The organism is Dactylosporangium siamense, assembly GCF_016862795.1.
Classification (GTDB): domain Bacteria; phylum Actinomycetota; class Actinomycetes; order Mycobacteriales; family Micromonosporaceae; genus Dactylosporangium; species Dactylosporangium siamense.
The window spans coordinates 25,402-49,874 of the sequence record NZ_BONQ01000091.1 but is presented as its reverse complement, the minus strand read 5'-3'; the positions used below and the strand labels follow the sequence as shown (position 1 = coordinate 49,874).

The 24,473-nt window shown below is 70.7% G+C and carries 28 protein-coding genes; 17 read left to right on the top strand and 11 right to left on the bottom strand.

What is annotated here, in order from left to right:
- Positions 1 to 56 precede the first annotated feature (56 nt).
- The 14 genes from Dsi01nite_RS30175 to Dsi01nite_RS30110 all read left to right on the top strand — a co-directional run bounded on the left by Dsi01nite_RS30175 (position 57) and on the right by Dsi01nite_RS30110 (position 10,543).
- The gene (locus tag Dsi01nite_RS30175) at positions 57 to 1,268 is read left to right on the top strand and encodes a Gfo/Idh/MocA family protein (protein ID WP_203849689.1); all 1,212 of its coding nucleotides are present in this window, start codon (positions 57 to 59) and stop codon (positions 1,266 to 1,268) included.
- 1 nt (position 1,269) lies between these two features.
- On the top strand, positions 1,270 to 2,946 hold the full coding sequence (locus tag Dsi01nite_RS30170; protein ID WP_203849688.1) for an amylo-alpha-1,6-glucosidase: 1,677 nt from the start codon (positions 1,270 to 1,272) through the stop codon (positions 2,944 to 2,946).
- 29 nt (positions 2,947 to 2,975) lie between these two features.
- Positions 2,976 to 3,716, top strand: coding sequence for a sugar phosphate isomerase/epimerase family protein (locus tag Dsi01nite_RS30165; RefSeq protein WP_203849687.1), 741 nt, complete (start codon positions 2,976 to 2,978; stop codon positions 3,714 to 3,716).
- 76 nt (positions 3,717 to 3,792) lie between these two features.
- On the top strand, positions 3,793 to 4,890 hold the full coding sequence (locus Dsi01nite_RS30160) for a Gfo/Idh/MocA family protein (RefSeq protein WP_203849686.1): 1,098 nt from the start codon (positions 3,793 to 3,795) through the stop codon (positions 4,888 to 4,890).
- Positions 4,891 to 5,288: 398 nt separating this feature from the next.
- Positions 5,289 to 5,864, top strand: a complete 576-nt coding sequence (locus Dsi01nite_RS30155) for a hypothetical protein (RefSeq protein WP_203849685.1) — start codon at positions 5,289 to 5,291, stop codon at positions 5,862 to 5,864.
- A gap of 6 nt (positions 5,865 to 5,870) precedes the next feature.
- Positions 5,871 to 6,980, top strand: a complete 1,110-nt coding sequence (locus tag Dsi01nite_RS30150; RefSeq protein WP_203849684.1) for an SRPBCC family protein — start codon at positions 5,871 to 5,873, stop codon at positions 6,978 to 6,980.
- On the top strand, positions 6,977 to 7,381 hold the full coding sequence (gvpJ, locus tag Dsi01nite_RS30145; protein ID WP_203849683.1) for a gas vesicle protein GvpJ: 405 nt from the start codon (positions 6,977 to 6,979) through the stop codon (positions 7,379 to 7,381). The genes Dsi01nite_RS30150 and gvpJ overlap by 4 nt, the downstream gene beginning before the upstream one ends.
- Before the next feature lies 1 nt (position 7,382).
- Entirely contained in the window at positions 7,383 to 8,177 is a 795-nt protein-coding gene (locus Dsi01nite_RS30140) for a GvpL/GvpF family gas vesicle protein (RefSeq protein WP_203849682.1), read from the top strand.
- Between the two features lie 2 nt (positions 8,178 to 8,179).
- Entirely contained in the window at positions 8,180 to 8,452 is a 273-nt protein-coding gene (locus Dsi01nite_RS30135) for a gas vesicle protein GvpG (protein WP_203849681.1), read from the top strand.
- Between the two features lie 45 nt (positions 8,453 to 8,497).
- Positions 8,498 to 8,809, top strand: a complete 312-nt coding sequence (gvpO, locus tag Dsi01nite_RS30130; RefSeq protein WP_203849680.1) for a gas vesicle protein GvpO — start codon at positions 8,498 to 8,500, stop codon at positions 8,807 to 8,809.
- 10 nt (positions 8,810 to 8,819) lie between these two features.
- Positions 8,820 to 9,227 (top strand): gas vesicle protein, encoded by a 408-nt coding sequence (locus Dsi01nite_RS59210; RefSeq protein WP_203849679.1) that lies wholly within the window; start codon positions 8,820 to 8,822, stop codon positions 9,225 to 9,227.
- Positions 9,220 to 10,023: a GvpL/GvpF family gas vesicle protein gene (locus Dsi01nite_RS30120; RefSeq protein ID WP_203849678.1), complete on the top strand. Its 804-nt coding sequence runs from the start codon at positions 9,220 to 9,222 to the stop codon at positions 10,021 to 10,023. The genes Dsi01nite_RS59210 and Dsi01nite_RS30120 overlap by 8 nt, the downstream gene beginning before the upstream one ends.
- Positions 10,020 to 10,235 carry a gas vesicle protein gene (locus Dsi01nite_RS30115; RefSeq protein WP_203849677.1) on the top strand — a complete coding sequence of 72 codons (216 nt, stop codon included), beginning with the start codon at positions 10,020 to 10,022 and terminating at the stop codon, positions 10,233 to 10,235. The genes Dsi01nite_RS30120 and Dsi01nite_RS30115 overlap by 4 nt, the downstream gene beginning before the upstream one ends.
- A complete protein-coding gene (locus tag Dsi01nite_RS30110) occupies positions 10,232 to 10,543 on the top strand; it encodes a gas vesicle protein K (protein ID WP_239136287.1) in 312 nt (103 codons plus the stop codon). The genes Dsi01nite_RS30115 and Dsi01nite_RS30110 overlap by 4 nt, the downstream gene beginning before the upstream one ends.
- A 61-nt stretch (positions 10,544 to 10,604) precedes the next feature.
- Here Dsi01nite_RS30110 and Dsi01nite_RS30105 read toward each other — a convergent pair whose 3' ends face one another.
- From Dsi01nite_RS30105 to Dsi01nite_RS30080, 6 genes are all read right to left on the bottom strand, one after another.
- On the bottom strand, positions 10,605 to 11,345 hold the full coding sequence (locus tag Dsi01nite_RS30105; protein WP_203849676.1) for an SDR family NAD(P)-dependent oxidoreductase: 741 nt from the start codon (positions 11,343 to 11,345) through the stop codon (positions 10,605 to 10,607).
- The gene (locus Dsi01nite_RS30100) at positions 11,342 to 12,007 is read right to left on the bottom strand and encodes a type 1 glutamine amidotransferase domain-containing protein (protein ID WP_239136286.1); all 666 of its coding nucleotides are present in this window, start codon (positions 12,005 to 12,007) and stop codon (positions 11,342 to 11,344) included. The genes Dsi01nite_RS30105 and Dsi01nite_RS30100 overlap by 4 nt, the downstream gene beginning before the upstream one ends.
- 11 nt (positions 12,008 to 12,018) lie before the next feature.
- Complete coding sequence (locus Dsi01nite_RS30095; RefSeq protein WP_203849675.1) at positions 12,019 to 13,059, bottom strand: phosphotriesterase family protein; 1,041 nt, start codon at positions 13,057 to 13,059, stop codon at positions 12,019 to 12,021.
- A gap of 34 nt (positions 13,060 to 13,093) precedes the next feature.
- Complete coding sequence (locus tag Dsi01nite_RS30090) at positions 13,094 to 13,522, bottom strand: DJ-1/PfpI family protein (RefSeq protein ID WP_203849674.1); 429 nt, start codon at positions 13,520 to 13,522, stop codon at positions 13,094 to 13,096.
- An 86-nt stretch (positions 13,523 to 13,608) separates the two neighbouring features.
- Positions 13,609 to 14,574, bottom strand: coding sequence for an ROK family protein (locus tag Dsi01nite_RS30085; protein ID WP_203849673.1), 966 nt, complete (start codon positions 14,572 to 14,574; stop codon positions 13,609 to 13,611).
- Positions 14,567 to 15,415 (bottom strand): cupin domain-containing protein, encoded by an 849-nt coding sequence (locus Dsi01nite_RS30080; protein ID WP_203849672.1) that lies wholly within the window; start codon positions 15,413 to 15,415, stop codon positions 14,567 to 14,569. The genes Dsi01nite_RS30085 and Dsi01nite_RS30080 overlap by 8 nt, the downstream gene beginning before the upstream one ends.
- Before the next feature lie 114 nt (positions 15,416 to 15,529).
- On the opposite strand from Dsi01nite_RS30080, the gene Dsi01nite_RS30075 reads away from it, so the two are divergent.
- Positions 15,530 to 16,285, top strand: coding sequence for a GntR family transcriptional regulator (locus Dsi01nite_RS30075; protein WP_203849671.1), 756 nt, complete (start codon positions 15,530 to 15,532; stop codon positions 16,283 to 16,285).
- A 27-nt stretch (positions 16,286 to 16,312) separates the two neighbouring features.
- On the opposite strand, the gene Dsi01nite_RS30070 is transcribed toward Dsi01nite_RS30075, so the two are convergent.
- From Dsi01nite_RS30070 to Dsi01nite_RS30060, 3 genes are read right to left on the bottom strand one after another with little or no spacing between them, the layout of a single operon-like run.
- Positions 16,313 to 17,137 carry a carbohydrate ABC transporter permease gene (locus Dsi01nite_RS30070; protein WP_203849670.1) on the bottom strand — a complete coding sequence of 275 codons (825 nt, stop codon included), beginning with the start codon at positions 17,135 to 17,137 and terminating at the stop codon, positions 16,313 to 16,315.
- Positions 17,134 to 18,093: a carbohydrate ABC transporter permease gene (locus Dsi01nite_RS30065; RefSeq protein ID WP_203849669.1), complete on the bottom strand. Its 960-nt coding sequence runs from the start codon at positions 18,091 to 18,093 to the stop codon at positions 17,134 to 17,136. Before Dsi01nite_RS30065 ends, Dsi01nite_RS30070 begins: the two co-directional genes overlap by 4 nt.
- Before the next feature lie 4 nt (positions 18,094 to 18,097).
- Positions 18,098 to 19,471 carry an extracellular solute-binding protein gene (locus tag Dsi01nite_RS30060; protein ID WP_203849668.1) on the bottom strand — a complete coding sequence of 458 codons (1,374 nt, stop codon included), beginning with the start codon at positions 19,469 to 19,471 and terminating at the stop codon, positions 18,098 to 18,100.
- A 269-nt stretch (positions 19,472 to 19,740) separates the two neighbouring features.
- On the opposite strand from Dsi01nite_RS30060, the gene Dsi01nite_RS30055 reads away from it, so the two are divergent.
- Entirely contained in the window at positions 19,741 to 21,345 is a 1,605-nt protein-coding gene (locus Dsi01nite_RS30055) for an IS1634 family transposase (protein WP_203849667.1), read from the top strand.
- Here Dsi01nite_RS30055 and Dsi01nite_RS30050 read toward each other — a convergent pair.
- Together Dsi01nite_RS30050 and Dsi01nite_RS30045 are read right to left on the bottom strand one after the other, a co-directional pair.
- The gene (locus tag Dsi01nite_RS30050) at positions 21,296 to 22,243 is read right to left on the bottom strand and encodes an amidohydrolase family protein (protein WP_203849666.1); all 948 of its coding nucleotides are present in this window, start codon (positions 22,241 to 22,243) and stop codon (positions 21,296 to 21,298) included. The two genes, Dsi01nite_RS30055 and Dsi01nite_RS30050, sit on opposite strands and share 50 nt — an antisense overlap.
- The gene (locus tag Dsi01nite_RS30045) at positions 22,240 to 23,202 is read right to left on the bottom strand and encodes an acetylxylan esterase (protein WP_203849665.1); all 963 of its coding nucleotides are present in this window, start codon (positions 23,200 to 23,202) and stop codon (positions 22,240 to 22,242) included. Before Dsi01nite_RS30045 ends, Dsi01nite_RS30050 begins: the two co-directional genes overlap by 4 nt.
- A gap of 132 nt (positions 23,203 to 23,334) precedes the next feature.
- Between Dsi01nite_RS30045 and Dsi01nite_RS30040 the strand changes: the two genes are divergently transcribed.
- The gene (locus Dsi01nite_RS30040; RefSeq protein ID WP_203849664.1) at positions 23,335 to 24,447 is read left to right on the top strand and encodes a C45 family autoproteolytic acyltransferase/hydrolase; all 1,113 of its coding nucleotides are present in this window, start codon (positions 23,335 to 23,337) and stop codon (positions 24,445 to 24,447) included.
- Positions 24,448 to 24,473 lie beyond the last annotated feature (26 nt).

The following is a 24,473-nucleotide window of genomic DNA, read 5'->3' as shown; positions in this document are numbered from 1 at the left end:
TCGAACCGCATCGGCACCAGTCAGGACGCCATCCCCGCGCACGGCAAGGAATCCGCATGGGCTTCACCCTGGGAATCGTGGGCGCCGGCCAGTTCGCCGGCTCGTTCGCCAACCTGTTCAACCTGCATCCGGGCGTCGACGCGGTCTACGGCACCGACCTGCTGCCGGAACGCGCGACGGCGATGGTCGAGGACCTGGGCCTCGCCGGCACCATGGCGAGCTTCGAGGAGATGATCGCCTCCCCGGCGATCGACGCGGTTGCCGTCTTCACCCAGCGATGGACGCACGGACCGCTGGTCGTGGCCGCGCTCGAGGCCGGTAAGCACGTGTACTCGGCGGTGCCGATGGCCGTCAGCACGGCCGAGATCGCCGCGATCGTCGAAGCCGTCCAGGCCACCGGCCTGACCTACATGATGGGCGAGACGAGCCACTACAACCCGGCGACGGTCTACGCCCGGGCGAAGGCCGAGGCCGGCGCCTTCGGCCGGCTGTTCTACGCCGAGGGCGACTACGTCCACGACATGGACCTCGGCTTCTACGACGCGTACCGCTACAGCGGCGGCGCGGACTGGAAGGCGACCGCCAGCTATCCGCCCCTGCTCTACCCGACCCACTCCATCGGCGGGGTGCTCGGCGCCTGGAGCACCCACGCGGTGTCGGTGAGCGCCATCGGCGTCGTCGACGACCGGGGCGACGGTGTGTTCGACCGCGGCGTAAGCCTGTTCGACAACGACTTCTCCAACGCGACCGCGCTGTTCGAGGTGGCCGGAGGCGGATCGTTCCGCATCAACGAGTTCCGGCGGGTGGGGTTCCCGTCGTCCCTGCGGGAGTCGCGCTTCCGGTTCTTCGGCACCGAAGCGACCTTCGAACAGGCCACCACCACGGCGCTGTGGCAGGACCGCAAGGGCGTCGAGGACGTCACCGAGCTGCTCGAGTCGTCCCACACGGTGTCCGTCGAGGACCCGTCGCTCGCGCACATCTCCCCGGCGCTGCGCGACGCGTTCGTGTCCGGCTGCGCACCGGTCCACGACCGCTCCCGCCTCCCGCGTGAATACACCGGGGCCCACAACGGCCACGAGGGCAGCCACCACTTCCTGGCCGACGACTTCGTCACCGCCGTCAACACCGGCGGCCGGCCACCGGTCGACGCCTGGACGGCGGCGCGGTACACGCTGCCCGGCATCATCGCGCACGAGTCCGCCCGCCGGCACGGGGAGCGCCTGAGCATTCCCGACTTCGGCGACGGGCCGGCGGCGGCCACGGACTGACGTGCGCGTCGACCTGCACCGCGTCCCGTTCAGCCGGCGCGGCTCCTACTTCGCGCTGTCGCGCCGGGACGCGACGGCCGAGCGCCCCGGCGGCCTGTACCTGCGCACGGTGCGCGGCCACGCCGGCGTCCGGGAGCTGCTGCTGATCGAGCTGCTCGTGGACGGGCAGCCGGTCCAGGAGACGGCGGAGCTCCACCCGGAGTCCCTGGCCCTGACCGGCGCCGCGGGCGCCCGCGTCGAGCTCGCGTTCGACGACGACGGCAGCGTCGTGGCGACCGGCCACGGCGCGGCCCTCCGGCTGACCGGGCTGATCTCCAACCCCTACGATCACGTCGTGCCGAACGGCACCGACAGCGCCCGGTACATCGCCTGCGGCGCGGGCCTCGACCTCACCATCACCCGGCACGCCGGCGCGTTCGACGTGGACCGCGTCTGGAACGGCAGCCGGCACACCCGGATCGCCTTCGTGGCCCGGCCGGCGGCCGACGGCCCGTTCGTGATCCGGATCGGCGGGACCCGACACCCGGACCCGGCCGGCGGGCTGTTCGCCACCGTGAAGGCGGGAGCACGGGCGGACTTCGCCGCCTGGCGGGCCGCGACACCCGAGGTGCCAGACCGATACCACGACGCCGCGCAGCTGGCCGACTACGTCACCTGGTCGTCGGTGGTGGCACCGGCCGGGCTGCTCAGGCGACCGACAATGCTCATGTCGAAGAACGGGATGACCAACGTCTGGAGCTGGGACCACTGCTTCAACGCGATGGCGCTCGCCGCCGACGCGCCGGCCGCGATCGATCAGTTCCTGACGGTCTTCGACCAGCAGCGTGACGACGGTGCGCTGCCCGACTACGTCAACGACGCCCACGCGGCCTGGTCCTTCGTCAAGCCACCCGTGCACGGCTGGGCGCTGAGCTGGCTGCTGGACCACGCCGACGTGTCGCGGCAGCAGGTCGAGGCCTGCTACGAGCCGTTGCGCCGCTGGACCCGCTGGTGGCTCACGGCGCGCGACCCGCACGGCGACGGCGTTCCCCACTACGAGCACGGCAACGACTCGGGCTGGGACAACAGCACGGCGTTCCGCGACGGGGTGCCGTTCCAGAGCCCCGACCTGCCCGCCTATCTCGTCCTGCAGCTGGACTGCCTGGCCCGCCTCGCCCGGCTGCTCGGCCGGGACGACGAGGCCGACCGGTGGACGGCCGACGCCGACGCGATGCTGGACCGCCTGATGCGCGGGTGCTTCGCCGACGGCAGGTTCGGCGTGCGCCGGGCGGACACGGGGGAGCTGTACCACCCCGACACCCTCCTACGGTTCATGCCGCTCGTCCTCGGCGAGCGGCTGCCCCGGCCGGTCGCCGACAGCGTCGTCGGCGAACTGGTCACCGCCGGCTACCTCACCGGGCACGGCCTGGCCACCGAGCTGCCGACCAGCCCCTGCTACGAGGCCGACGGATACTGGCGCGGCCCGATCTGGGCGCCGTCGACGCTCATCGTGGTCGACGGGCTCCGGCGGGCCGGCCACGCGCCGCTGGCCGCCGAGATCGCGCGCCGGTTCTGCGACATGGTCGCCGGCAGCGACATGGCGGAGAACTATGACGCCCGCACGGGTCGCGGCCTGCGCGACAGTGCGTACACCTGGACGGCGAGCGTGTTCCTGGTGCTCGCCGCCCATTACCTGTGAACGACCCCCGTCCGAGGAGAACCGACCTGATGCCCCGTTCCCCAGCCCTGCAGCTGTACACGCTGCGCGACGCCGTCGGCGAGGACCTCCGCGGCACACTGCGCCGCGTGGCGGCGATGGGCTACCGCGAGATCGAGCTGTTCGGCTTCGTCGATCGCGCCGAGGAGATGGCCGACGCGTTGCGCGAGACCGGCCTGACGGCACCCGCGGCCCACGCCTGGCTGATCGACAACCCCGAGCCGGCCGGCACGATCGAGATCGCGGCCGGGCTCGGCGTCGAGATCCTGGTGGACCCCTACACCCCGGCCGAGCGGTGGGCCGACGCGGCGTCGATCGCCCGGACCGCCGAGCGGCTGAATGCCCTGGCCCGCGTGGCCCGCGGCACCGGCGTGGCGATCGGCTACCACAACCACGTCTGGGAGCTGTCCTCGTCCGTCGACGGCCGGCACGGCCTGGAGGTCCTCGCGGCGTCGCTGGACCCGGACGTGGTGCTCGAGGTGGACACCTACTGGGCCGCGGTCGGCGGTGCCGACGTGCCCGCCCTGCTCCAGCGGCTCGGCGACCGGGTCCGCCTCCTGCACATCAAGGACGGGCCCGTGACGCCGGACGCCGAGCTGCAGCAGCCCGTCGGCAGCGGCCGGATGCCGGTCGAGGCCATCCTCGCCGCGGCGCCCCAGGCGAGGCCGATCGTCGAGCTCGACGCGTTCCAGGGTGACCTGTTCGAGGCCGTCGAGACGAGCCTGCGCCACCTGTCCGGGATCGCGGCATGACCGGCCAGCGGAGCGTCTCGGGCCGGTCATCAGAAGGTCAGTGTTGGGTCAGGCGCCCGGAACGAAGTGAGGACGCATGACCGCCGTCGGTGTGGGTGTCGTCGGTGCGGGCGTCATCAGCGGCCAGTACCTCGAGACGCTCTCGGGGTTCCCCGACGTCGAGGTGCGCTTCGTCGCCGATCTCGACCTCGACCGGGCGAAGGTCCGGGCGGAGGAGTTCGGCGTGCCGGCCCACGGCAGTGTCGAGGAGCTGCTGGCCCGCGACGACATCGAGATCGTCGTCAACCTGACCGTGCCCGCCGTGCACGTGGAGGTCGGTCGCCACGCCATCGCCGCCGGCAAGCACGTCTGGAGCGAGAAGCCGTTCGCCACCGACCGCGAGTCCGGCGCGGAGCTGCTGCGCTACGCCGAGGAGAACGGCCTGCGCGTCGCGTGCGCACCAGACACCTTCCTCGGCGCCGGTCTGCAGTCGGCCCAGCGACTGATCGACGCCGGACGGATCGGGCGGCCGCTGACCGCCACGGCCGTCTTCCAGTGCGACGGCCCGGAGAGCTGGCACCCCGATCCGGAGTTCCTCTACCTCGCCGGGGCCGGGCCGCTGCTCGACCTGGGCCCGTACTACCTCACCGCACTCGTGCAGGTCTTCGGGCCGGCCAGCCGGGTCTCCGCGGTGTCCTCCACGGCGCGCACCAGCCGCGTGATCGGGTCGGGTCCGCGGGCCGGGACGGTGTTCCCGGTCGAGGTGCCCACCTACCACAGCGCGCTGGTGCAGTTCGAGGACGGCGGCTCGGCAACGGTCCTGTTCAGCTTCGACAACCCGGTGTACCGCGCGAGCATCGAGGTCACCGGCGTCGACGGCACGACCCTGCTGCCCGACCCCAACCAGTTCACCGGACCCACCACGGTGTTCCGTCGCGGTGACCCCGAGCAGGAGGTCGCCGAGGTCGGATCACAGCAGGGCCGGGGCATCGGCGTGCTCGAACTGGCCCGCGCGATCCGGGCCGGCCGTCCCGAGCGGGCGACCGGACGGTTCGCGTTCCACGTGCTCGACATCATGCTGTCCATCGAGGAATCGGCGAGACTCGGTCGGCCGGTCGAGGTGGCGAGCACAACGGCTCGACCGGAGCCGCTGCCGTCGGGGTGGGACCCGACGCAGCGGACACTCCTGCCGTAGCCGGCCCGCCCGGGAACCTTGGCGGCGGTTCAAGAGCGGGACCGGCGCCGGCAGTTCCGGCGGGCGCCCGCGCACCGGTGGTCGACCCGACCACCGGTGCGCGTGGCGATCGCAGCGCCCCGGCACGCGACGATGCCACGCCACGTGGTGCACGTCGCTGCCGCACACCTGTCGTTGCGGCGGCTGGACGTCGCGGGTGACGTCGCGCGTCGCGTTGGCGGTGCGATGCGGGTTTCGCCCCTGGAGGGTGGGGTAGCGGATCTTGTGCGGTAGAACGCGTTGAGTGCGGCAGGACGAGAGTTTTTTGTTCATGTTCGCGGGCCGGTTGCTTGCCTTCCCTACGTCGCACGGGTCGCCGCACATGCCGGCCGGGTGGACCTGGGCCGAAGGGGGACACCGTGAACTGCAGGACGCAGGTGGTGATGGCGGCCGGTATCGGCTATCTGCTGGGGCGACAGCGCAAGCTGCGATGGGGACTGTTGCTGGGCGCCGCCGCGGCCACTGGCCGGCTCAGCCGCCCGGGCGGATTGTTGCACCACGGGATTCGGGCGCTCGGTTCGTCACCGGAGATCGGCAAGCTCGGCGAGCTGGGTGCGCCGCTGGTGGAGGCGACGAAGGATGCGGCCAAGGCCGCGGTGACCGGCCGGATCGGCTCGATGAGCGACCGGATCCGCGGCCGGGCAGACGCGCTCCGCGAGCCGCGCAAGGCACGCAAGCCCGAGGCCCGTGAGCCCGAGGAGCCTGAGGAGCCGGAGGAGGACGTGCGTGAGCGTCCGGCCCGGCGCCCGCGAGCGGCATCGCCCGAGTCGCGACGAGACGACGAGGAAGAGTACGCCGAGCGTGGCGACGACCGGGCCGCCCGTCGATCACCGCCCGCAGAGGACTACGAGCGTGACGACGACGAAGAGGAGCTGGTGCCGGCCCGTGGGCGGTCGGACGGGCGGCGGCCACCGGTGCGCCGCAGGGAAAGGTAGCGTGCCATGGCTGGGCAATCGAGCACCAACGCCGCCGGGGGTATCGGCGAGAAGGTCGCCGAGTTGCTCGTGCGGGAGCTGGGGAACCTCCTCTCGGCAGTCGGGCAGCGCGCGGTCGACGCGGCCGGCCAGAAGGTCGGTTCGATGACGGATCGCCTGACCGAGTACGCGAACGGTCAGGGCGGAGCGGGTCTCGCCGCCGCGGCGGCCGGCGCGAAGAAGGTCGCCGAAGGCAAGTCGCCGCTGCGGGCGGCGTTCAGCGGAGGGCTGGCCGGCATGAAGGAGAAGGTCAAGGGCCTGTTCGGCGGGGGCAAGGGCGGCAAGGCCAAGAAGCTGAAGATGACCAACATCGAGGAGACGATCGATGTCGGTGTGCCGGTGCGGGTCGCCTACAACCAGTGGACCCAGTACGAGGACTTCCCCAGCTTCATGAAGAAGGTCGAGAACGTCGATCGCCCGTCGGACGAGAAGACCAACTGGAAGGCGCAGGTCTTCTGGTCGCACCGCACCTGGGAGGCCACGACCATCCAGCAGGTGCCGGACCAGAACATCGTCTGGCGTTCCAAGGGACCGAAGGGGCACGTCGACGGGGCCGTCACGTTCCACGAGCTGTCGCCGGACCTGACGCGCATCATGCTGGTCATGGAGTACCACCCGCAGGGGCTCTTCGAACGCACCGGGAACCTGTGGCGGGCGCAGGGTCGCCGGGCCCGTCTGGAGTTCAAGCACTTCCGCCGGCACGTGATGACGCAGACGATCCTCAAACCGGATGAGGTCGAGGGCTGGCGCGGCGAGATCCGCGACGGTGAGGTCGTCAAGGACCACGAGACCGCGATGCGCGAGGAGCAGGAAGCAGAAGAGCAGGAAGCACCGGAGCGGGAGCCGGAGGAGCCGGAGGAGCCTGAGGAGCCTGAGGAGCCTGAGGAGCCGGCGGAGCCGGAAGCGTCCGAGCGGGAGCAAGGCGGCCGTGAGGATGAAGCGGAGGAAACGGCGAGCCGCAAGCAGAAGCGGCCGCTGCGGCAACGGCGGGAGAACGTCCGATCCCGCCGGCCGGACGATGACGCCGGCGCCGACCGTGACAGCGAGGACCAGAGGCGCGAGGTGCCGGCGCGATGACCTCGGCCCTCCAGCAGAGCGGCGCCGTCGACCGGCCGACGTCCGCGTCGCTGGCCGACGTGATCGACACGATTCTCGACAAGGGACTCGTCATCGACGCCTACGTGCGGGTGTCGCTGGTCGGCATCGAACTGTTGACGATCGACGCGCGCATCGTCGTGGCCAGCGTCGACACGTATCTGCGGTTCGCGGAGGCGGTGAACCGCATGGACATCTCGCAGGAGAAGGAGGGGCTGCCCGAGCTCATGCAGGACATGACGCAGGGCGGCGCCAAGCACAAGGTGAAGGGCGGAGTCCAGGGCGTTCTGGAGGCGGCCGGGGAGAAGGTGCGGGACGTGATCGACGAACCCGCCGAACCGGAACGTGTTCCGCGTCGCCGACGCCAGGCGGAGGAGGAGTGACATGTCGACGGCCACCGCACCCGCCGGCACGGCCGGACAGGCGCAGGCAACGGGAGTCTACGTCTACGGCATCGTTCCGGAGGACGTCGAGACGGACCCCGAGGCCCACGGTGTTGGCGGCGAGTCGGCAACCGTGACGGTGGTGCGCCACGGCCGGATCGCGGCCCTGGTGACCGAGCTGGCCCTCGACCGTCCACTCGGGACACCCGATGATCTGCTCGGGCACGAACGGCTGCTGGACGCCACCGCGGCCGTGGTGCCGGTGCTGCCGGCGCGCTTCGGTGCGGTGCTGGCGGACCGGCAGGCCACGGTCGACGAGCTCCTCGCGCCCCACCACGACTGGTTCGCCGCGGCGCTGCGCGAACTGGAGGGCAAGGCCGAATACGTCGTGCGCGCCCGCTACGTGGAAGGAGCGGTGCTGCGCGAGGTGATCGAGTCGGATCCGGCGCTCGAACGGCTCCGTGTGCGCATCCGGGACAAGCCGGAGGAGACGACCCGCAGCGAACGCATCGCGCTCGGTGAAGCCATCAACACCGCGATCGACGCTCGGCGGCAGGCGGACGGCGCACGGGTGGCGCAGGCGATCGAGCCGTCGACCGCCGGCGTCGTCGTGCGCGAGGCGGCCGGCGAGCTCGACGCCGCCAACGTGGCAGTGCTCGCCGAGACCAGCCGGGAGCCGGAGCTGGAACAGGTGGTGCGGGATCTGGCCCGGGACTGGGCGGGACGGGTCGAGGTCCGGCTGCTCGGCCCGCTGGCACCATACGACTTCGTCACGGAACTGCAGCCGGGGGAGTGAGCATGGGACTCATCGGCGGGATCGTGACCCTGCCCTTCGCGCCGGTTCGGGTGGCGCTCTGGGTGGGCGAGCTGATCCGCGAGCAGGTCGAGCACGAGCTGTACGACCCGGCCGTGATCCGGGGCCAGATCGAGCAGCTCGATCAGGACAGATCGGCCGGTCGGATCGCCCCCGAGGAGGCCGACCGGCGGCAGCGGGAACTCATCGCCCGGCTGGTCCGGCCGGTCGGGCAACCGGAACCGACGACTGCGACCGGCAGGAGGCAGGAGGGCTGATCCGTGCCTGGTGGACGCACCGCTGCGGACAGGCGCGCGGATGAGGTGTACGACGAAGACTACGACGAGCGGGCCGAGAGGTCGCAACGGCGACCCCGGGAGGCGCTGTCACCGGCGACCGTGACCCAGGCCGTCCTGCGGGACGTCGCGGAGCTGACCGGCAAACAACCGTCGGGTGTCACGGCCCTGGAGCGCGACGATGACGGCTGGGTGGTCGAGGTCGAGGTCGTCGAGGAGCGGCGCGTCCCGTCGTCCGGCGACATCCTGTCGATCTACCGGGCGCAGGCCAGCGCCGCCGGGGCCTTGACCGGGTTCCGCCGGGTCCGCCGCTATCAGCGCGGACACGGCGACGACTAGGTGGCACGCGATGACCCAGGCCTCCCACTCCGGCGCGATGTTCGGTCCGAGCTCAGCGAGCCCGGCGACGTCCGGGCACGAGCCGGCCAACCTCGGCGACATCCTGGAGCGCGTCCTCGACCGTGGCATCGTGATCGTGGGCGACATCCGGGTGAGCCTGCTGGACATCGAACTCCTCACGCTCAAGCTGCGGCTGGTGGTCGCCTCGGTCGACACCGCGCGCCAGATGGGCATCGACTGGTGGGAGCACGACCCGTGGCTCACGTCCCGCGCGCGAGGCGAGCTGCCCGCGGGCTCCGCCGGCGCCGAACCGCTGGAGGCCGGGGCCGAGTCGTTGGAGGCCGGCGCCGAATCGTCGGAGGCTGGGGCCGGGGCGATTGACACCCGGCCAGCACACCGGCAGGTCCGGCGTGGATGACAACCGGCAACCCGCCGGTGTCTGGCTGCACGCCGTGACCCGTGACGCCGGTCCGTGCGAGCTGGACGGCGTCGCCGGGATCGGCGGTCGCGCCGTGCGCACCGTCCACGCCGGGGGACTGGTCGCGGTGGTCAGCTCCGTGGACCTGGCGCAGTTCGGGGAGGAGCCCCTGCGCCGCAACCTCGAGGACCTGGACTGGCTGGAGACGGTCGCCCGGGCCCATCACTCCGTCGTCGAGACGGTCGGCCGTTCCCGCCCGGTGGTTCCGGCCCGGCTCACCACCGTCTACCGCGACGACGCCGGGCTGCGGGCCATGCTCGAGCAGCGGCGCGGTGACTTCGACGCCGTGCTGGACCGGGTCAGCGGCCGGACGGAATGGGGCGTGAAGACATACGCCGTGCCGACGTCCGAACGTCTCAGCGGCACGCCACCCGCCGAAACGGCCCGCCCGGGAACGGCCTATCTCCAGCGGCGCCGCGCGCAGCTGTCCGCCGAGGACCAGCGGTGGCAACTGGCGGTGGCCGGCGCCGAGGAGGTGCACGCGGCGCTCACCGGCTGCGCGGCCGCGGCCCGGCGTCATCCGCCACAGGACCGCCGCCTCAGCGGCCGGACGGAGCCGATGCTGCTCAACGGCGCGTACCTGGTCGAACGGCGGGACGCGGACCGGTTCGGCGCCGCGGTCACCGCGCAGGCGGCCCGCCATCCAGGGCTCCACCTGGAGCTGACCGGACCGTGGCCGCCCTACTCGTTCGTCACGAACGAATTCGTCACGGCTGAAGAGGAGCCGCCGCGATGACGCCGCCGGCGAACGGCACCGTGGCGACGCCCGAACGGGTCGCCCTGGTCGACCTGCTCGACCGGCTGCTCTCCACGGGCGTGGTCGTCACGGGCGAGGTGACGCTGTCCATCGCCGACGTCGACCTGGTGTACATCTCGCTCCGCGCGCTCATCGCGTCGGCCGGCACGGTCGCTGCCGACCCGCCCGTCGGCCGGGACTGGGCGCCGTGACCGGGGCCGAGCCGCCGGTCCGTCGGCTGGGCCGCCGGATCGAGGTCGACCGCGACGCGGTCGAGCACGGGTTCGCCAGCCTGGTGCTGACCGTCGTCGAGCTCCTGCGCCAGCTGATGGAGCGGCAGGCCCTGCGCCGGGTCGACGTCGGTGACCTCACCGACGACCAGATCGAGCGGATCGGCGAGACCCTCATGGCGCTGGAGGAACAGATGGCCGAACTGCGCGAGCACTTCGGCCTGTCGCCCGAGGACCTCAACCTCGACCTCGGTCCGCTCGGTCCGCTGCTGCCGCGCGACCCACCGTGACCAGCCAGGGGTTTCCACCGGAAGGTGACGTCGCACCTCCCGGTCTCCCGCCTGGCGTAGCTCAGGCGGAGAGCAGACCACCATCGATGACCACGGATTGTCCGGTCAGATAGGCGGAGCCCGGACCGAGCAGGTACACGATGAGGGCGGCCACCTCCTCCGGATCGCCCTGCCGGCCCAGCGGCACCCGCGTGACGATGCCGTTCAGGGCGGCCTCGGTGTCGGCCTGGGCACTCCAGTACGGATCGTTGAACGGGGTGTCGATCCACCCAGGGCACACGCTGTTGACGCGAACTCCACGGCCCGCGAGCTCGACCGCCAATGATCGGGTCAGGCTGATGAGCGCGCCCTTGGACGCGGCATAGGCAAACGTGCCGGGGCTGCCGCGGTGGGCCGCGGTCGAGCCCGTGAACACGATGCTGCCGCGGGTGTCGGCCAGCGCCGCCACGGCCGCCTGAGCCAGCAGGTAGGGCGCCCGCACGTTCACCGCCATGGTCGCTTCCCACGCCTCGAACGCGAAGGCCTCCAGGGGAGCGACGACGTGCAGACCGGCGGTCACGACGACGTGGTCGAGCCGCTCGAACGCCTCCAGGGCGGCGTCCACCGCGGCCTTCGGCGCGTGCCGGTCGGCCAGGTCGTGGTGCCCCACGACGATCCGCCCCGGGGCCTCCTGCGCGGCCACCTCCCGGGCCGCCGAGTCGTTGACGTCGGCCAGGTAGACGTCGGTCCCGGCGGCGCGCAGGGCCCGGACGGTTGCCCGTCCGATGCCGGTGGCGCCGCCGGCGACCAGCGCGACGGTCACTCGCCGGCCACCGCGTAGGCCCGGTAGTTGGCCGATCCCGGCCCGGCCGCGCGGTTCTTCACCACGGCGGCCGCGCGGTAGACCGCCGAGCTCGGCGTGGCATCACGGACGACGGCCGGGACCTCACCACCCTTCGCGTCGCTGTCGGCCAGGGCGTCGAGGATCCGGGTGAGGAACTGGGGCAGGTCGTTGGGCAGCTGCGAGGTGATGAGGTTGCCGTCGACCACGACGGCCTCGTTGCGCCAGTCGCCGCCGGCGTGGATCACGTCGTCCTTGATGACGGGGACCGACGTGACGGCCCGCCCCTTCACGATGTCCGCCGTCGCCAGCAGCCACCCCGCGTGGCAGATCGCCGCGACCGGGGCGGCCCGGTCGTTCAGGGCGCGGACGAACTCGACGAAGCGCGGTTCCCGGCGCAGGTACTCGGGCGAGAAGCCGCCGGGCACGATCACCGCGTCGAAGTCGTCGGGCGACACATCCGCGATGCCGACCTCGGCCACCGCCGGGTAGCCCAGCTTGCTGGCGTACACCTCGCCCGCGCGGGAGCCCACGATCGTGACCTGTACACCGGCCTCACGCAGTCGCAGGACCGGGTACCACAGCTCCAGCTCCTGGTACAGGTTCTCGGCCAGGACGGCCACTCGAGCCTTCTGCAGTTCCATTCAGTCCTCCGTCAGACCGCGATCGACAGGATGCGTCGGGGGTTGTGAATCATGATCTGGTCGAGCTGTGCGTCGGTGACGCCCTTGGCCTTCAGGCGCGGCACCCAGCTGGTGAACATGTAGTTGAGGTTGACCTTCTCGTTCTCCAGCTGCGGGTCGGACTCGGTGACCGTCGCCCGGGGGTTGAAGAACCACCGGTCGAACGACAGGACGATGCGATCCAGGTAGCCGTCCTCGATGAGCTCGATGAGGGCATTGGCCATCGCCTCGTCCAGCTCCTCGGCGCTGCCGACGCGCCAGGGGATGCCGATGTGATCCAGCTGGACGTTCGCGCCCATCTTGAGGATCTCGCGCATCATGTTGACCTGCGGTGGCACGAAGGCGTGGCCGATGATCACCTTGGACAGGTCCATGCCGACCTCGTCGAGGATCTCGAGCTGCTCGCGCCCGGGGTTCGTGACCTCGAAGTCCATCGGGTCGATGTGGGTGTTGATGCCGCAGCCGGTTGCCATGGCCGCCTTGCCGGCCGCCCGGATCAGGCGGTCCTCCACCTCGTGGACGTGGCGACCGTACGCGCCCACCGGGCTCGGCTTGGGGAAGACGCTCTCCTGACCGGTGGCGATCTTGATGGCGCCGGCCTTGTACGGCGTCTGCTGCCACGCGAACACCATGCCCTCGGTGAGGTCGCGCACGAAGAACTCGGTGAGCTCCTCGATGGTCTGCCGGCGCCAGTAGTACGGCACGCCCATACGCTCCGGGAAGAACCCGGTGATCGCCACGACGTTGATGCCGGTGCGCTTGGCGACGTCCACCATGAACTGCGGGTGGCGGCCGACCTCGGCCGGGGTCATGTCGATGAGGGTGTTGTACCCGTTGGGAATCATGCCGTCGATGACCTGGCGACTGACCCGCTCGACGGCGGCGGGGTGGTCGAACGCGGTCCGGTGGTCCAGCTCGGCCCCGGGGTAGCCGTAGAGCAGGTGCTCGTGGGTGAGGATGCGGCCCGACTCCTCGGCCGGGACGTCACCGAGCACGGTACGGAAGATCTGCATGACGAACGCTCCTTCGACGTCGGCGAGCGGAGGCTCAGCCGGCCAGCTCGGTCCGCAGCCGGGTGAACAGGGAGGGAAGGGCGTCGGCGTCCACCGCGACGCGGTCGGGATCGACGTCGAGGACGAGCTCCCGGACCAGGTGGGCGCCGGAGCCGCTGGCGAAGATGGGCACCTCCGCGGCGCGCAACCGGCGCAGGAGCGCCACCTGCTCGTCGCTGACCGCCGGGCGACCGGTCACCGTCCCCGGCACCACCAGTGCGTCCACGTCCTCGGACACGACCTCGTCCGGGACCGTGTCCCCGAGGATCGGGTAGCCCAGGTGGCTCTCGCACGGACCGTCCCCCGGAGCGACGACCTTGACCTCCGCCCCCTCCTCCCGAGCGCGCAGGACCGGATACCAGAACTCGAGCTCCTGGTAGCCGTCGAAGGCGAAGACGACGATCGAACGGTTGGACAAACTCATGAGGAGTGACCTGGCCTCTCAGGAAAACTGGTCTACAAGAAGGACCAGTTGGAGTGTGTCACACGAAGGATGGGCAGGGAAGGTCGTCAGGAGCCGGACCGGGCCGCGGCGAGCCTGCCGAGCGCGTAGGACGCGGCTCCACGCAGTGCCGCGTCCTCGTCCTCCGCCACGTGGTGCAGCTCCGTGCGGGCCCAGCGCGGCCGGGCGCGATCCCAGTGCGTTCGCACCGCCCGGCCGAACCACGTGTCCGGGGCCAGCGGCGCCCCGGCCAGGACGATGCGCTGCGGATCGTGCGTCGCGACGATCGTGCGCAGGCCGGCGGACAGGGCGAACGCGGACCGGTCGAGCACGCCGGCCGCCTGGCCGTCGCCGTTCTCGGCGGCGTCCTGCAGGTCTCCGGCGTGCAGGGCGCGTCCGAGTTGTGCGCGGGCGGCGAGCAGGGGACTCAACCCGTCCTCCGCGAGCGCGCCCGCGGCTTCGGCCAGGGCCCGTCCGGAGACCAGCGCCTCGAGGCAGCCGGTGCCGCCGCAGGGGCAGCGGGGGCCGTACACGTCGACCACCACATGGCCGAAGTCGCCGGCGCCGCCGAGCCCGGAGTCCAGCGAGCCGTCCCTGATCACCGCTCCGCCGATGCCGGTGCCCATGGTCAGGACGGCGGTCGTGCCGTGCGGCCAGCGCGCCGCCACACCCAGCGCGGTGGCCTGCGCGTCGTTGAGCAGATAGGTGGGCAGCGGCAGGTGCGGGCGCAGTGCCGCCGCGACGTCGGTCCCGTCGGTGAAACCGAGGTTGACGGCGGTGCCGACGATGCCGTCCTGCACCACGCCCGCGAGTCCCACGCCCACCGCCGCCGGAGGCTGGGCCAGGTCCGCGGTGGCGTGCAGGACCATCTCGGCGACGGTGACGTACTGCTCGGCCAGGCTCGCCGGCTTGGCGCGGCGGTCCTTGCGCACGATCCGGTCGCCGGACACGGCGGCCGCCCGGATCCAGGTCCCACCCCAGTCGACGGCGGCCACGATGGTGTCGTGACCGCCGCCGACCGCGATGTCAGGCAACGCAGCCCGGCCGGTACTCGCCGGCCACCGAGAAGAGGCACGTGGCGGGTTCGTGGCTCATGTTGTAGAACGAGTGCGGCGTGCCGGCCGGGATCCGCACACCGTCCCAGGCGTCCAGCTCGACCCACTTCTTCGTGCCGGTCAGCTCGACGTGCAGGTTGCCCGACTCCACGAAGATCACCTTGTCGGCGCCGTGGCTGTAGACGTCGCTGCGCTGGCCGCCCAGGAACGACATCTTCCCGCCGGTGAGGTGCTCGGTGCTGGCCAGGATGCCCACGAGGATCTCGCGGCCCCGCGTGGTGCCCTCCATCCGCCAGAGGATGTCGGCCTCCCGGATCATCCAGGTGGTCCGCTCGCGCGGAGTGTCACGGGCCATCGGCCAGTTGCCGAGCAGCTCGTCCTGGCCCTGCTTCGGCGGGCCGTCCAGCGGGGGTTGGGCCCGCGCGTAGGCGCCGCCCGTGCCGGCCTTGGGGGCGGGCTGGAAGAACTCCAACATGCGCAGCTGCACGTTGCTGTGGTTCCACTGGTAGTGCCAGGTGTCCTTGCGGAAGAAGATGGCCTCACCCGGGTTGACGACGAAGACCTCGCCGGTGACCGGGTTGCTCTGGACCATGCGCCCCTCGAGCACGTAGAAGAGCTCGTCGGCGCCGAACACGGTGGGGTGCTCGGGCGAGGAGATCGCGGACCCGTTCGGCGGCATGCCGACGATGTTGAGGTTCATCGTCGCGTCGTCGGCGTAGAACCAGTCGCACAGCCGTCCGGTGGTCTCGTCGCCCCACGTGCGCCGCTCGAGGTCCCGGTATCGAAGGACCTGCGGCTCGCGGATGCTCTCGTCTGTCATGTCGCCCTCTCGTGCCGAACTGGTCTGTATAGTAGACCAGTCTGGAGAGAACGGGTCATGCGTGTCAAGGGCGTTAGGATGCAGCGCACACGAACCAACCGAGGAGTGGCAGCCGTGGCGAAGGCACTCGACCTCAAGGTCTCCCCGGCCCGGGTGGAGGGCCGCAACAACGCGGTCGAGGCCTACCGTGCCCTCCAGGAAGCGCTGACCGTGGGGCAGTTCCCGGCCGGCACCCGGCTGCCCGGTGAGCGCACCCTGGCCGCCGATCTCGGGGTCAGCCGGGTGACGCTGCGGAAGGTGCTCAGCGCCCTGGCCGATGCCGGCCGGATCGTGCCGTCGCCGCAGCGCGGCTGGTTCGTCGCGGAGAACCGGCTCGTGCACGAGCCCAACCGGCTGCGCGGGCTCAGCGAGGTCGCGCGCGAGCGCGGCATGGAGGCGACGTCCCGGGTCATGCGGGCCGTGGTCCGCCCGGCCACCCTGGCCGAGGCGGAGGTCCTGGGCATCGACGCCGCCCAGCCGGTGGTCGACCTGCGCCGGGTCAGGTTCCTGGACGGCTCGCCGCTCAGCGTCGACCAGTCGTGCCTCGACGCCGCCCGGGTGCCCGGCATCGAGGACGTCGACTTCACCGGGCAGTCGCTCTACGACGTGCTGCGCGACCGGTATGACATCGCGGCCAGCCGGTGCGACTACGAGCTCGCGGCGGAGGCGGTCAAGTCGCGCGAGGCCAAGGTGCTCGGCCTCGCGCCCGGCGATCCGGTGCTGGTCGGCTACCAGAAGACCTTCGACCAGCACGATCAGTGCTTTGACGTGGGCCGCCAGCTGTACCGCGGGGACTCCTACCGGTTCCAGGCGTCGCTGTTCCGCTTCTGACCCTTCATCTTCTATCCCCTCTTCTGTCTAGCCCTTCATCGCGCCCGATGCCATTCCCTGCATCAGCCGCTTCTGCACGATGAGGAAGAAGATCACCACGGGGATCGTGAAGATCACGCTCGCCGCCATCACCCCGCCCCAGTCGGTGTAGTAGCTGGAGAAGTACTGCTGCAGGGCGACGGGGAGTGTTTCGATCGCGGGCCGCTGCATGTACGTCGCCGAGAACATGAGCTCGTTCCACGACGTGATGAACGCGTAGACGGAGCTCGCGGCGAGCCCCGGCCACGCCAGCGGAAACACGATCGACCAGACGGCGCGCAGCCGGCTCGCCCCGTCGACCAGAGCGGCCTCTTCGAGCTCGAACGGGATCTCCACCACGAACGAGCGCAGCATGAACGTGCACAGGCCCACGGTCAGGGCCAGGTGGCTCAGGGTCAGCCCCTGAAACGTGTTGAGCAGGCCGGCGTTGCGGAACAGCGTGAACAACGGGATGACGAGGATGGTCTGCGGCAGCAACTGCGTGACGAGGATGACGACCGTGAGGATGTGCCGGGTCCGCAGCCGGTAGCGGGCCAGAGCGTAGCCCGCCAGCAGAGCGATCAGGCCGGTCAATACCGTCGTCGCCACGGCGACGATGAGGGAGTTGCGGAACTGGGTGGGGATGTTGCCGTCGAGCAGGTGCGTGTACCGCTCCACGGTCGGCGACGTGACGATGAACCGCGGGGTGCGGGTGAACAGCTCGCTGTCGGGCTTGACCGACGTGACCAGCATCCAGAAGAACGGGAACAGGCTGCTCACCACGATCACGGCAACGAGCAGGAACAGCGCCCCACGGCGCAACAGCGACGTCATCGAACGTCCTCTCGGTTCAGCCGGACGTACAGCACGCTCACCGCGGCCAGCATGAGGAACAAGACCACGGCCATGGCCGCGGCGGAGCCCTGGTCGAGCTGGGCGAACGCCTCGAGCCAGGTCAGCAGGGACAACACCTCGGTCGAGTGGTCCGGCCCGCCAGGCGGTGTGGTCATCACCAGGAAGTGGTCGAAGGACTGATACGCCCAGATGGTCGAGATCGTGGTCATCACGACCAGCAGGGGACGGATCATGGGCAGCCGGATCCGTCGCAGGATCTGCCAGGCGCTGGCACCGTCGACCCGGGCCGCCTCCACCACTTCACCGTGGGTGCCGCGCAACCCGGCGAACAGGGAGACCGCCACGAAGGGGACCGAGTGCCAGACGACAGCGACGGTGATGGCGACCATGGCCGGCGTGCCCGTGCTGAACCAGGAGTAGCCGTTGAAGGAGTCGAGGCCGAACCAGTTGACCAGCAGCCAGTTGACCACGCCGTACTGGTCGTCGAACATCCACTTCCAGACGATGCCCGACGCGACCCGCGGCATGGCCCAGGGGAGCAGCACGATGACGCTGAGCACCCTGGCCGCGCGGGGTGCGGCGTCAAGGACCAGGGCGATGGCCAGACTCAGCAGGATCGTGGTGACGACCACCGCTGCCGCGAACAGGGTCGTGCGCACCAGCGCGCCGGTGTAGTACGGGTCGGCGAAGATGTCGCGGTAGTTCTGCAGCCCGACGAACGGTCCGCTCTGCAGGTACTCACCGTCGAAGAACGACAGCCAGATCGTGCGCGCCACAGGATATCCGACCACGCCGACGATCACCGCGAGCAGCGGCGCCAGGAAGGCCCACGGCAGGAATCGTCTCTCGAAGCCCTGCTGCCCCTGCAGCAAGCGCCGCTCGCGCAGCGCCCTCGGGATGGCCGAGGACGCCGCGCGACGGATCGTGGTCTTCACAGTCTTAGCCAATTGCCTGGTTCACCTGGTCCGCGAGTTCCTTCATGGCGACGTCGGCCGTCTTCTTGCCGCTCATGATCGATTGCATGGCGTTCACGATGGAGTTGGCCCCCTCGACCTTGCCCCAGCTGGCCACCGGAGGAATGGAACGGGTGTGGTCGGCCTGTTCGGCGTACGCCTTGAACAGCGGGGCGGAGAACGACCCGGTGGCCTTCTCCTGCGCCAGCGCGTCGTTCGTCGCCGGGAGCAGGCCCAGGTTCGACGTGACCGGCACGAGGTTTTCCTTGGTCATCATGAACTTCACGAAGTCGTTCGCCACCGCCTTGTTGTTGCACTCGCGGAACACGGCGAGGTTGCTGCCGCCGGCGAACGTGTCGTTGTTCCCGCCCGGCCCCTTGGGCAGGACGGCCGTGCCCAGCTTGCCCTCCAGATCGGGGCTCTGCTTGAGAATGGTCCGCAGGTCCCACGATCCGCCGACCATCATCGCCGTCTGGCCCAGGCCCATGGACTTGTCGACGTCGGCCGCGGTCCAGGCCGAGGCGCCGGCGGGCGACAGGCGGTCCTTGGTCAGCAGGTCGGAGTAGAACTGGAACGCCTGGACGGACTGCGTCGAGCCGGCCTCGGAGACCCACTTGTCACCGCTCTGCTTGGCGATCTCCCCGCCCCAGTTCCAGATCAGCGGCAGGTAGTACCAATGCGCGCCGCCGATGATGCCGAACCCGTTGACGCCCTGGTTCTTGGCCTGAATGGCCAGGGCGTCCTCGCGCAGCTCCTGCCAGGTGGCGGGGGCCGCGGTCTTGCCGATCGCCTCGAGCATGTCCTTGCGGTAGATCAGGGCGCGGACACCGGTGTCGTAGGGAACGGCGTAGGACTTGCCCTTGAAGATGGTCGACTCGATCATGCCGGGCACGTAGGTGCCCTGCAGCGTCTTGGGGTCGTTCGCGTAGACCTCGAGGGCGTTGAGCGCCGCGAATTCGGGGGTCCAGGTGTTGCCGATGAGCGCGACACAGGGAACGCTGCCACCGGCGATCGAGGTCAGGTACGTCTGGTGTGCGTCCTTGCCGAGGAACCGGAGGTTCACCTTGGTCCCCGGATGTGCGGCGGCGTAGTCGTCCGCCAGTTTCTGCATGATTGGCTGCTGGGCATCCCCGATGGGGTCGCCCATCCAGAAGTCAATGGTTCCCTTGATCTCGCCCGAGCTGTTCGCGCCCGAGTCGCTTGCTCCACCACAGGCCGCGAGGGCCAGGGCCCCCGCCAGGCCGATGGCCACGGCGACACGGCCGCGCCATAAGTTCCTTGCACGCATCGCTGCTCTCCTCTGCTGGGGACCGAAGACCTGCCAAAGCGCGGGGTACGCGGTGCCTCCGGACCTGTCCACCTGCCCGGCTGTCAGACAGCCGGATAAGTTGTCCCTCAGGGTGCACCGTGGTGAGGTGGATCGCAAGGGCCTCCGCTCGGTTCGTTACGAAGTTTCCTTGCGTCCGGGGCCCGCAGTTTGGTACACACGCGGGAGTGATCGGTTTCGGATCGCCGCTGGTCAGCAGCGGTATCGACCGGTCGCGAACGGCTCGGAAGGATGAACATGTAGTAACACGACTCAGTATCTTGACCTTGTGTTAGCAGGTCAAGAATGGTTTGGTCGTAGGCATGTTCCTGCGATTCACCTCGCGGACCAACGCCGACGGCGCGGTGGTGCGCTATGTCGCGCTGGCCCACAACCGGCGGGTGGACGGGCAGATCAAGCCGGACGTGCTGATGAATCTGGGCCGGGAGGACCAGGTTGACGTGGCCGGGCTGCAGCGGCTGGCCGCGTCGATCGGCAGGCACTTCGGCGGCGACGAGCCGGCCGGAGCCGCGCCGGCGGGTGCGGCCGCCCGGGCCGCGTCGCTGGAGGTCATCGACGTCCGGACCATCGGAGCCACCTGGCTGCTCGACGCGCTGTGGCGCCGCCTCGACGTGGGCGCGGCGGTGCGTGCGGCCACCGGCGCGCGGCGGTTCACCGCCGGCCTGGAACGGGCGTTGTTCGCGCTGGTCGCCCACCGGGCGGTGGCCCCGATGAGCGGGCTGCCGGCCGCGGAATGGGTGCGCGAGGAGGCCGCCGTGCCGGGACTATCCACGATGGACGATGAACACGTCCGCCGGGCGATGGATCTGCTCGTGGGCGCGGACACGCAGGCGCGGGTGCAGGAGTCGCTGTCCCTCGCCGGGACCGACCGGCTCGACCCGTTGTTCTTCGACACCATCCAGTTCGCCTGCGACGACGGGGAGCAGATCGTCATCGGCCTGGCCGTGACCAAGGAGGGCATCCCGGTCCGCTGCTGGTGCTGGCCGGGTGGCGCCGGTGACGACGCCGTCCCGGCCGAGGTCCGCGACGACCTGCTGGACCGGCATCCGGGGCGGGTCATCACCGTGGTCGAGCGTGCCTTCTCCGGCGCGGACGACCTGGCCGGCCTCCGCCGCGCCGGCGAACACTACATCGCCGGAATGCGCATGTCCGACGGCAACCGCCTCGTCGCGGCGGTGCTGTCCCGCCCGGGCCGTTACCGGCACGTCCGCGACGACCTGCGCGTCCGGGAGGTCCGCCTCGACGGCCAGGACGCCCGGTTCGTCGTCTGCCACGATCTGGACCAGGCACAGCACGACCGCCGGGAGCGCGACGAGGCCATCGTCCACCTCCAAACCGAACTGACCCGGATCGCCGACCAGCACGCCCGAGACGAAGCCGCCCGCGTGCGGGCCGAGTGCACCCTCCGCGCCCACCCCACCCTCGGCCGCTGGCTGATCCGGCTGCCCGACGGGCGCCTGAAGGTGGACCTGGCGAAGGCCAGGGCCGAGGCCAGGCTCGACGGCAAGCACCTCATCGCCACCTCCGACCCGCACATCAGCGCCGAAGATGTCGCCCTGGGCTACAAGAATCTTCTGGAGGCCCGTGACCTCAAGGCGTGGCTGCTGCCCGGAGCGGCCGCCCGCCGCTCGGGACAGCGCATCCGCGCGCACGTGCTGATCTGGTGGCTGGCCCTGCTGCTGATCCGCGTCGCCGAGCACTCCAGCGGTCAACCCTGGCGGACCATCAACCGGCAGCTCGGGCGGGTGGCGCAGGTGACCCTCACCGGTCCGGCCGGCACCGTCACGCAGACCACGCCGCTGGGCCCCGAGCAGGCGGCCATCTACCGGGCGCTGACCATCCAGCCGCCGGCCCGGGTCACCGCGTCCGCCCCCGGTCGCCGAGGAGCTCGCGGGCGTTCTCGCTGAGCACGGCCGACCGGTGCGTGTCGCCGAGATACTCGCGCAACAGGGCGAAGCGCTCGGCCACCTCGTCGAGCGACGAGAACGGGAAGTCCGTTCCCAGCACGACCCGCGAGTCGTCGATGAAGGACAGCAGCGCGCCGAGGTCGGCGGCGGTGTGGGACAGGGCGGTGTCATAGCGGAACGCCGCCAGCGCGCGCAGGACGCCGCCCTGCGCAGCGACGGCCGCGAGCTCCGGCATGCCCTCGGCCAGCACCATGCGCGGAGCGACGACCGGCATCGCGCCGCCGCAGTGCGAGAAGACCCACCGGATTCGCGGAAACCGGCGCGGCACATCGGTGAGGAGCAGGTTCGTGATGAGGCGCGTCGAGTCGAAGAGATACTCCAGGACCGACGGCCGGATGGGGATCTCGCCCTCGGGCCACCATGCGGGCAGCACCGGATGCACGTGGATGAACGCACCGCGGTCGTTCAGGGTTTCCAGCAGGCCGTCGAACTTGGGATGGCCGACGTAGGACCCGGCGTAGCTGGTGAGCAGGCCGACGCCGACGAACTCCGGCCGGTCGAACACCCGCTCGACCTCCGCGAGCGCGGCATCCACCGAGGGCAGCGGCAGGCAGGCAACCGCCGCGAACCGCCCGTCGCCATCGCGGACCACTTCGGTCAGCTCGTCGTTGGTGTCCCGGCACAGGGCCGTGGTGAAGGTCTGATCGCCGAAGTAGAACCCGGGTGAGGCGACGGACAGCACGGCCAGGTCGATGCCCAGCCGATCCATCATCCGGACCGAGTCGGCCGGCTCCCACACCGGAAACGGGGCGCCCGGCTGAGCCTGGATGCCCAGTGCCGTCAACCGGCTGACATAGGACGCCAGTGGCGCGTGGTGGTGAAAGTCGACGATGGTCATGACACCAGCTCTCGGACGGCATGGATGGTTCGCAAGAGGTCTTCGGGCCCGCCCGCCTCGTGGGCGTTGAACTGCCACACGGTCATCTCCTTGGGCCCGGCGTAGGCATTGTATGCAGCGAAAACGGTGGAAGGCGGGCTTACGACGTCGTGCAGGGCGACGCAGAACCGGCCGGGACAGGCGGCCCGGCGGGCGAAGGACACGGCGTCGAAATAGGCGAGGGTCTCGAAGGCGCGCTCCACCGAACCGCGGTGGGCGGCCAGCCACCTGACGATCTCCCCATGGGGATTGTGGTCCGTCACCTCTAGCGCGCGCCGGAAGGCGGACAGGAACGGCACATGCGGCATGGCCAGCCGGACATCGTCCCGCAGGCCGGCTGCCACGAGCGCCAGGGCACCCCCCTGGCTGCGTCCCGTCACCGCGATCCGGTCGCCCGCCACGGCCTCATGGGTCGCCACGGCGTCGACGAACCGGTACGCGTCGGTGAACAGGCGGCGGTAGTAGTACCGCTCGGGATCGAGGATGTCCCGGGTCATGAACCCCGGCGCGGACGGGCCGGCCCCATGGGGGTCCGCGGTGTGGCCGGCCCGTAGGGCGCTGCCCTGGCCGCGGGAGTCCATGACGGCGTGCGCGAAGCCGGCACTGGCGTAGGCGAGCGACTCGACCGGGTGCCCGCGTCCGCTGCCGTAGCCAAGATACTCCACCACCAGCGGCAGGGGACCGGTTCGCTCGTGTGGCAGCAGCAGCCAGCCCCGTACCTCGTCCCCGGCATATCCGCCGAAGGTGACGTCGTACACGTCAACGGTCCGAACCAGCGCGTCCACCCGCTCGAACCGCGGATCGAGGGCATGCGCGCCCTGTTCGCGCAGGGTCCGGCTCCAGAAGGCGTCGAAGTCCCCGGGCTCGGGGTGCGGGTACTCGTACCGCACCAGTTGATCGAGGGGAAGGTCCACCCGCATTGCGCGACTCCTGTCCGACAGTCCGACAGGAGTCTAAGCAACGGCGACCCCGCCGGGGAAGGGACAACTTGTCATGCAACCTGATAGCCTGCCAGGCGAGTGAAGCCAGGAGCTACGAGTGGAGGTGCGGGCATGGCGCGGACAGTCGCCTCCGGGTACGACGTCATCGCCGTCGCGGGTGACCCGGACGAGCGGGGATACCAGTACGGCCTCGCCGCGAAGTCCCGGATCGAGCACGCGTTGCGGACCTATGCCGGCGTGTTCCGGCACTACGCGTCGTGGGACTGGGACACCGTGCGGCGACATGGACTCCGGTTCGCCGGTCCCATCGAGGACTTCTCGCCGGCGTCCGCGCGGGAGATCCGGGCGATCGCCCGCGGGGCCGGCGTCGAGGTGGCCGACATCCTGGCCCTGAACACCCGCAGCGAGATCATGTTCGCCGCTCCCGGACGGGCCCGGGCGGTGGCATCCACCGAGTGCACGTCGTTCGCGCTGACCCCCGAGCGCACGACCTCCGGCGCCGCGCTGATGGGGCAGAACTGGGACTGGATCGAGGGGGCCCGGGAAACCGCGATCGTGCTGCGGGTGCGCCGGGACGACGGCCCGGACTTCGTCACGGTGGTCGAGGCCGGGATGCTGGCGAAGGTCGGGATCAACTCCAGCGGGGTCGGCCTGTGCACCAACACCCTCATCTCGGACGGGGACGAGGGCCGGTTCGGCGTCCCATACCACGTGCTGCTGCGATCGGTGCTCGACAGCGACAGCGGTGCGGAGGCCGTCCAGCGGATCCAATCCACGTCGCGGGCAAACTCCGCGAATTATCTCATCGCGGACGTGGGCGGGTTCTGTGCGGACCTGGAGACCGGACCGGGCGACGGCCCGTGCGGCGTGATCACTCCCGTCGACGGTGCGGTCACGCACGCCAACCACTTCCTGGTCGACGGTCTCACGGGGGTGGACCGCTACCTCGAGCGCAAGGCGCACACCCGCAACCGGCTGCACCACCTGACCGCGCGCGTGCGGCAACACGACACGCACACGATCGAGAGCCTGCAGGAGGCCCTCGCCGACCACGCGGACGCACCGCACAGCGTGTGCCAGCACCCGGACGCGGCTCAGCCCGTGGCCGAGCGCACCTGCACCGTCGCGGGGATCGTGATGGACCTTTCGGCCCGCTCGCTGGTGTACGCCGCCGGCAGCCCGTGCGAGTCGACCTGGTCAGCGCCGGTGCGCATCGATGCCTAGTTCTGACCGTACGGCTGCCCGACAGG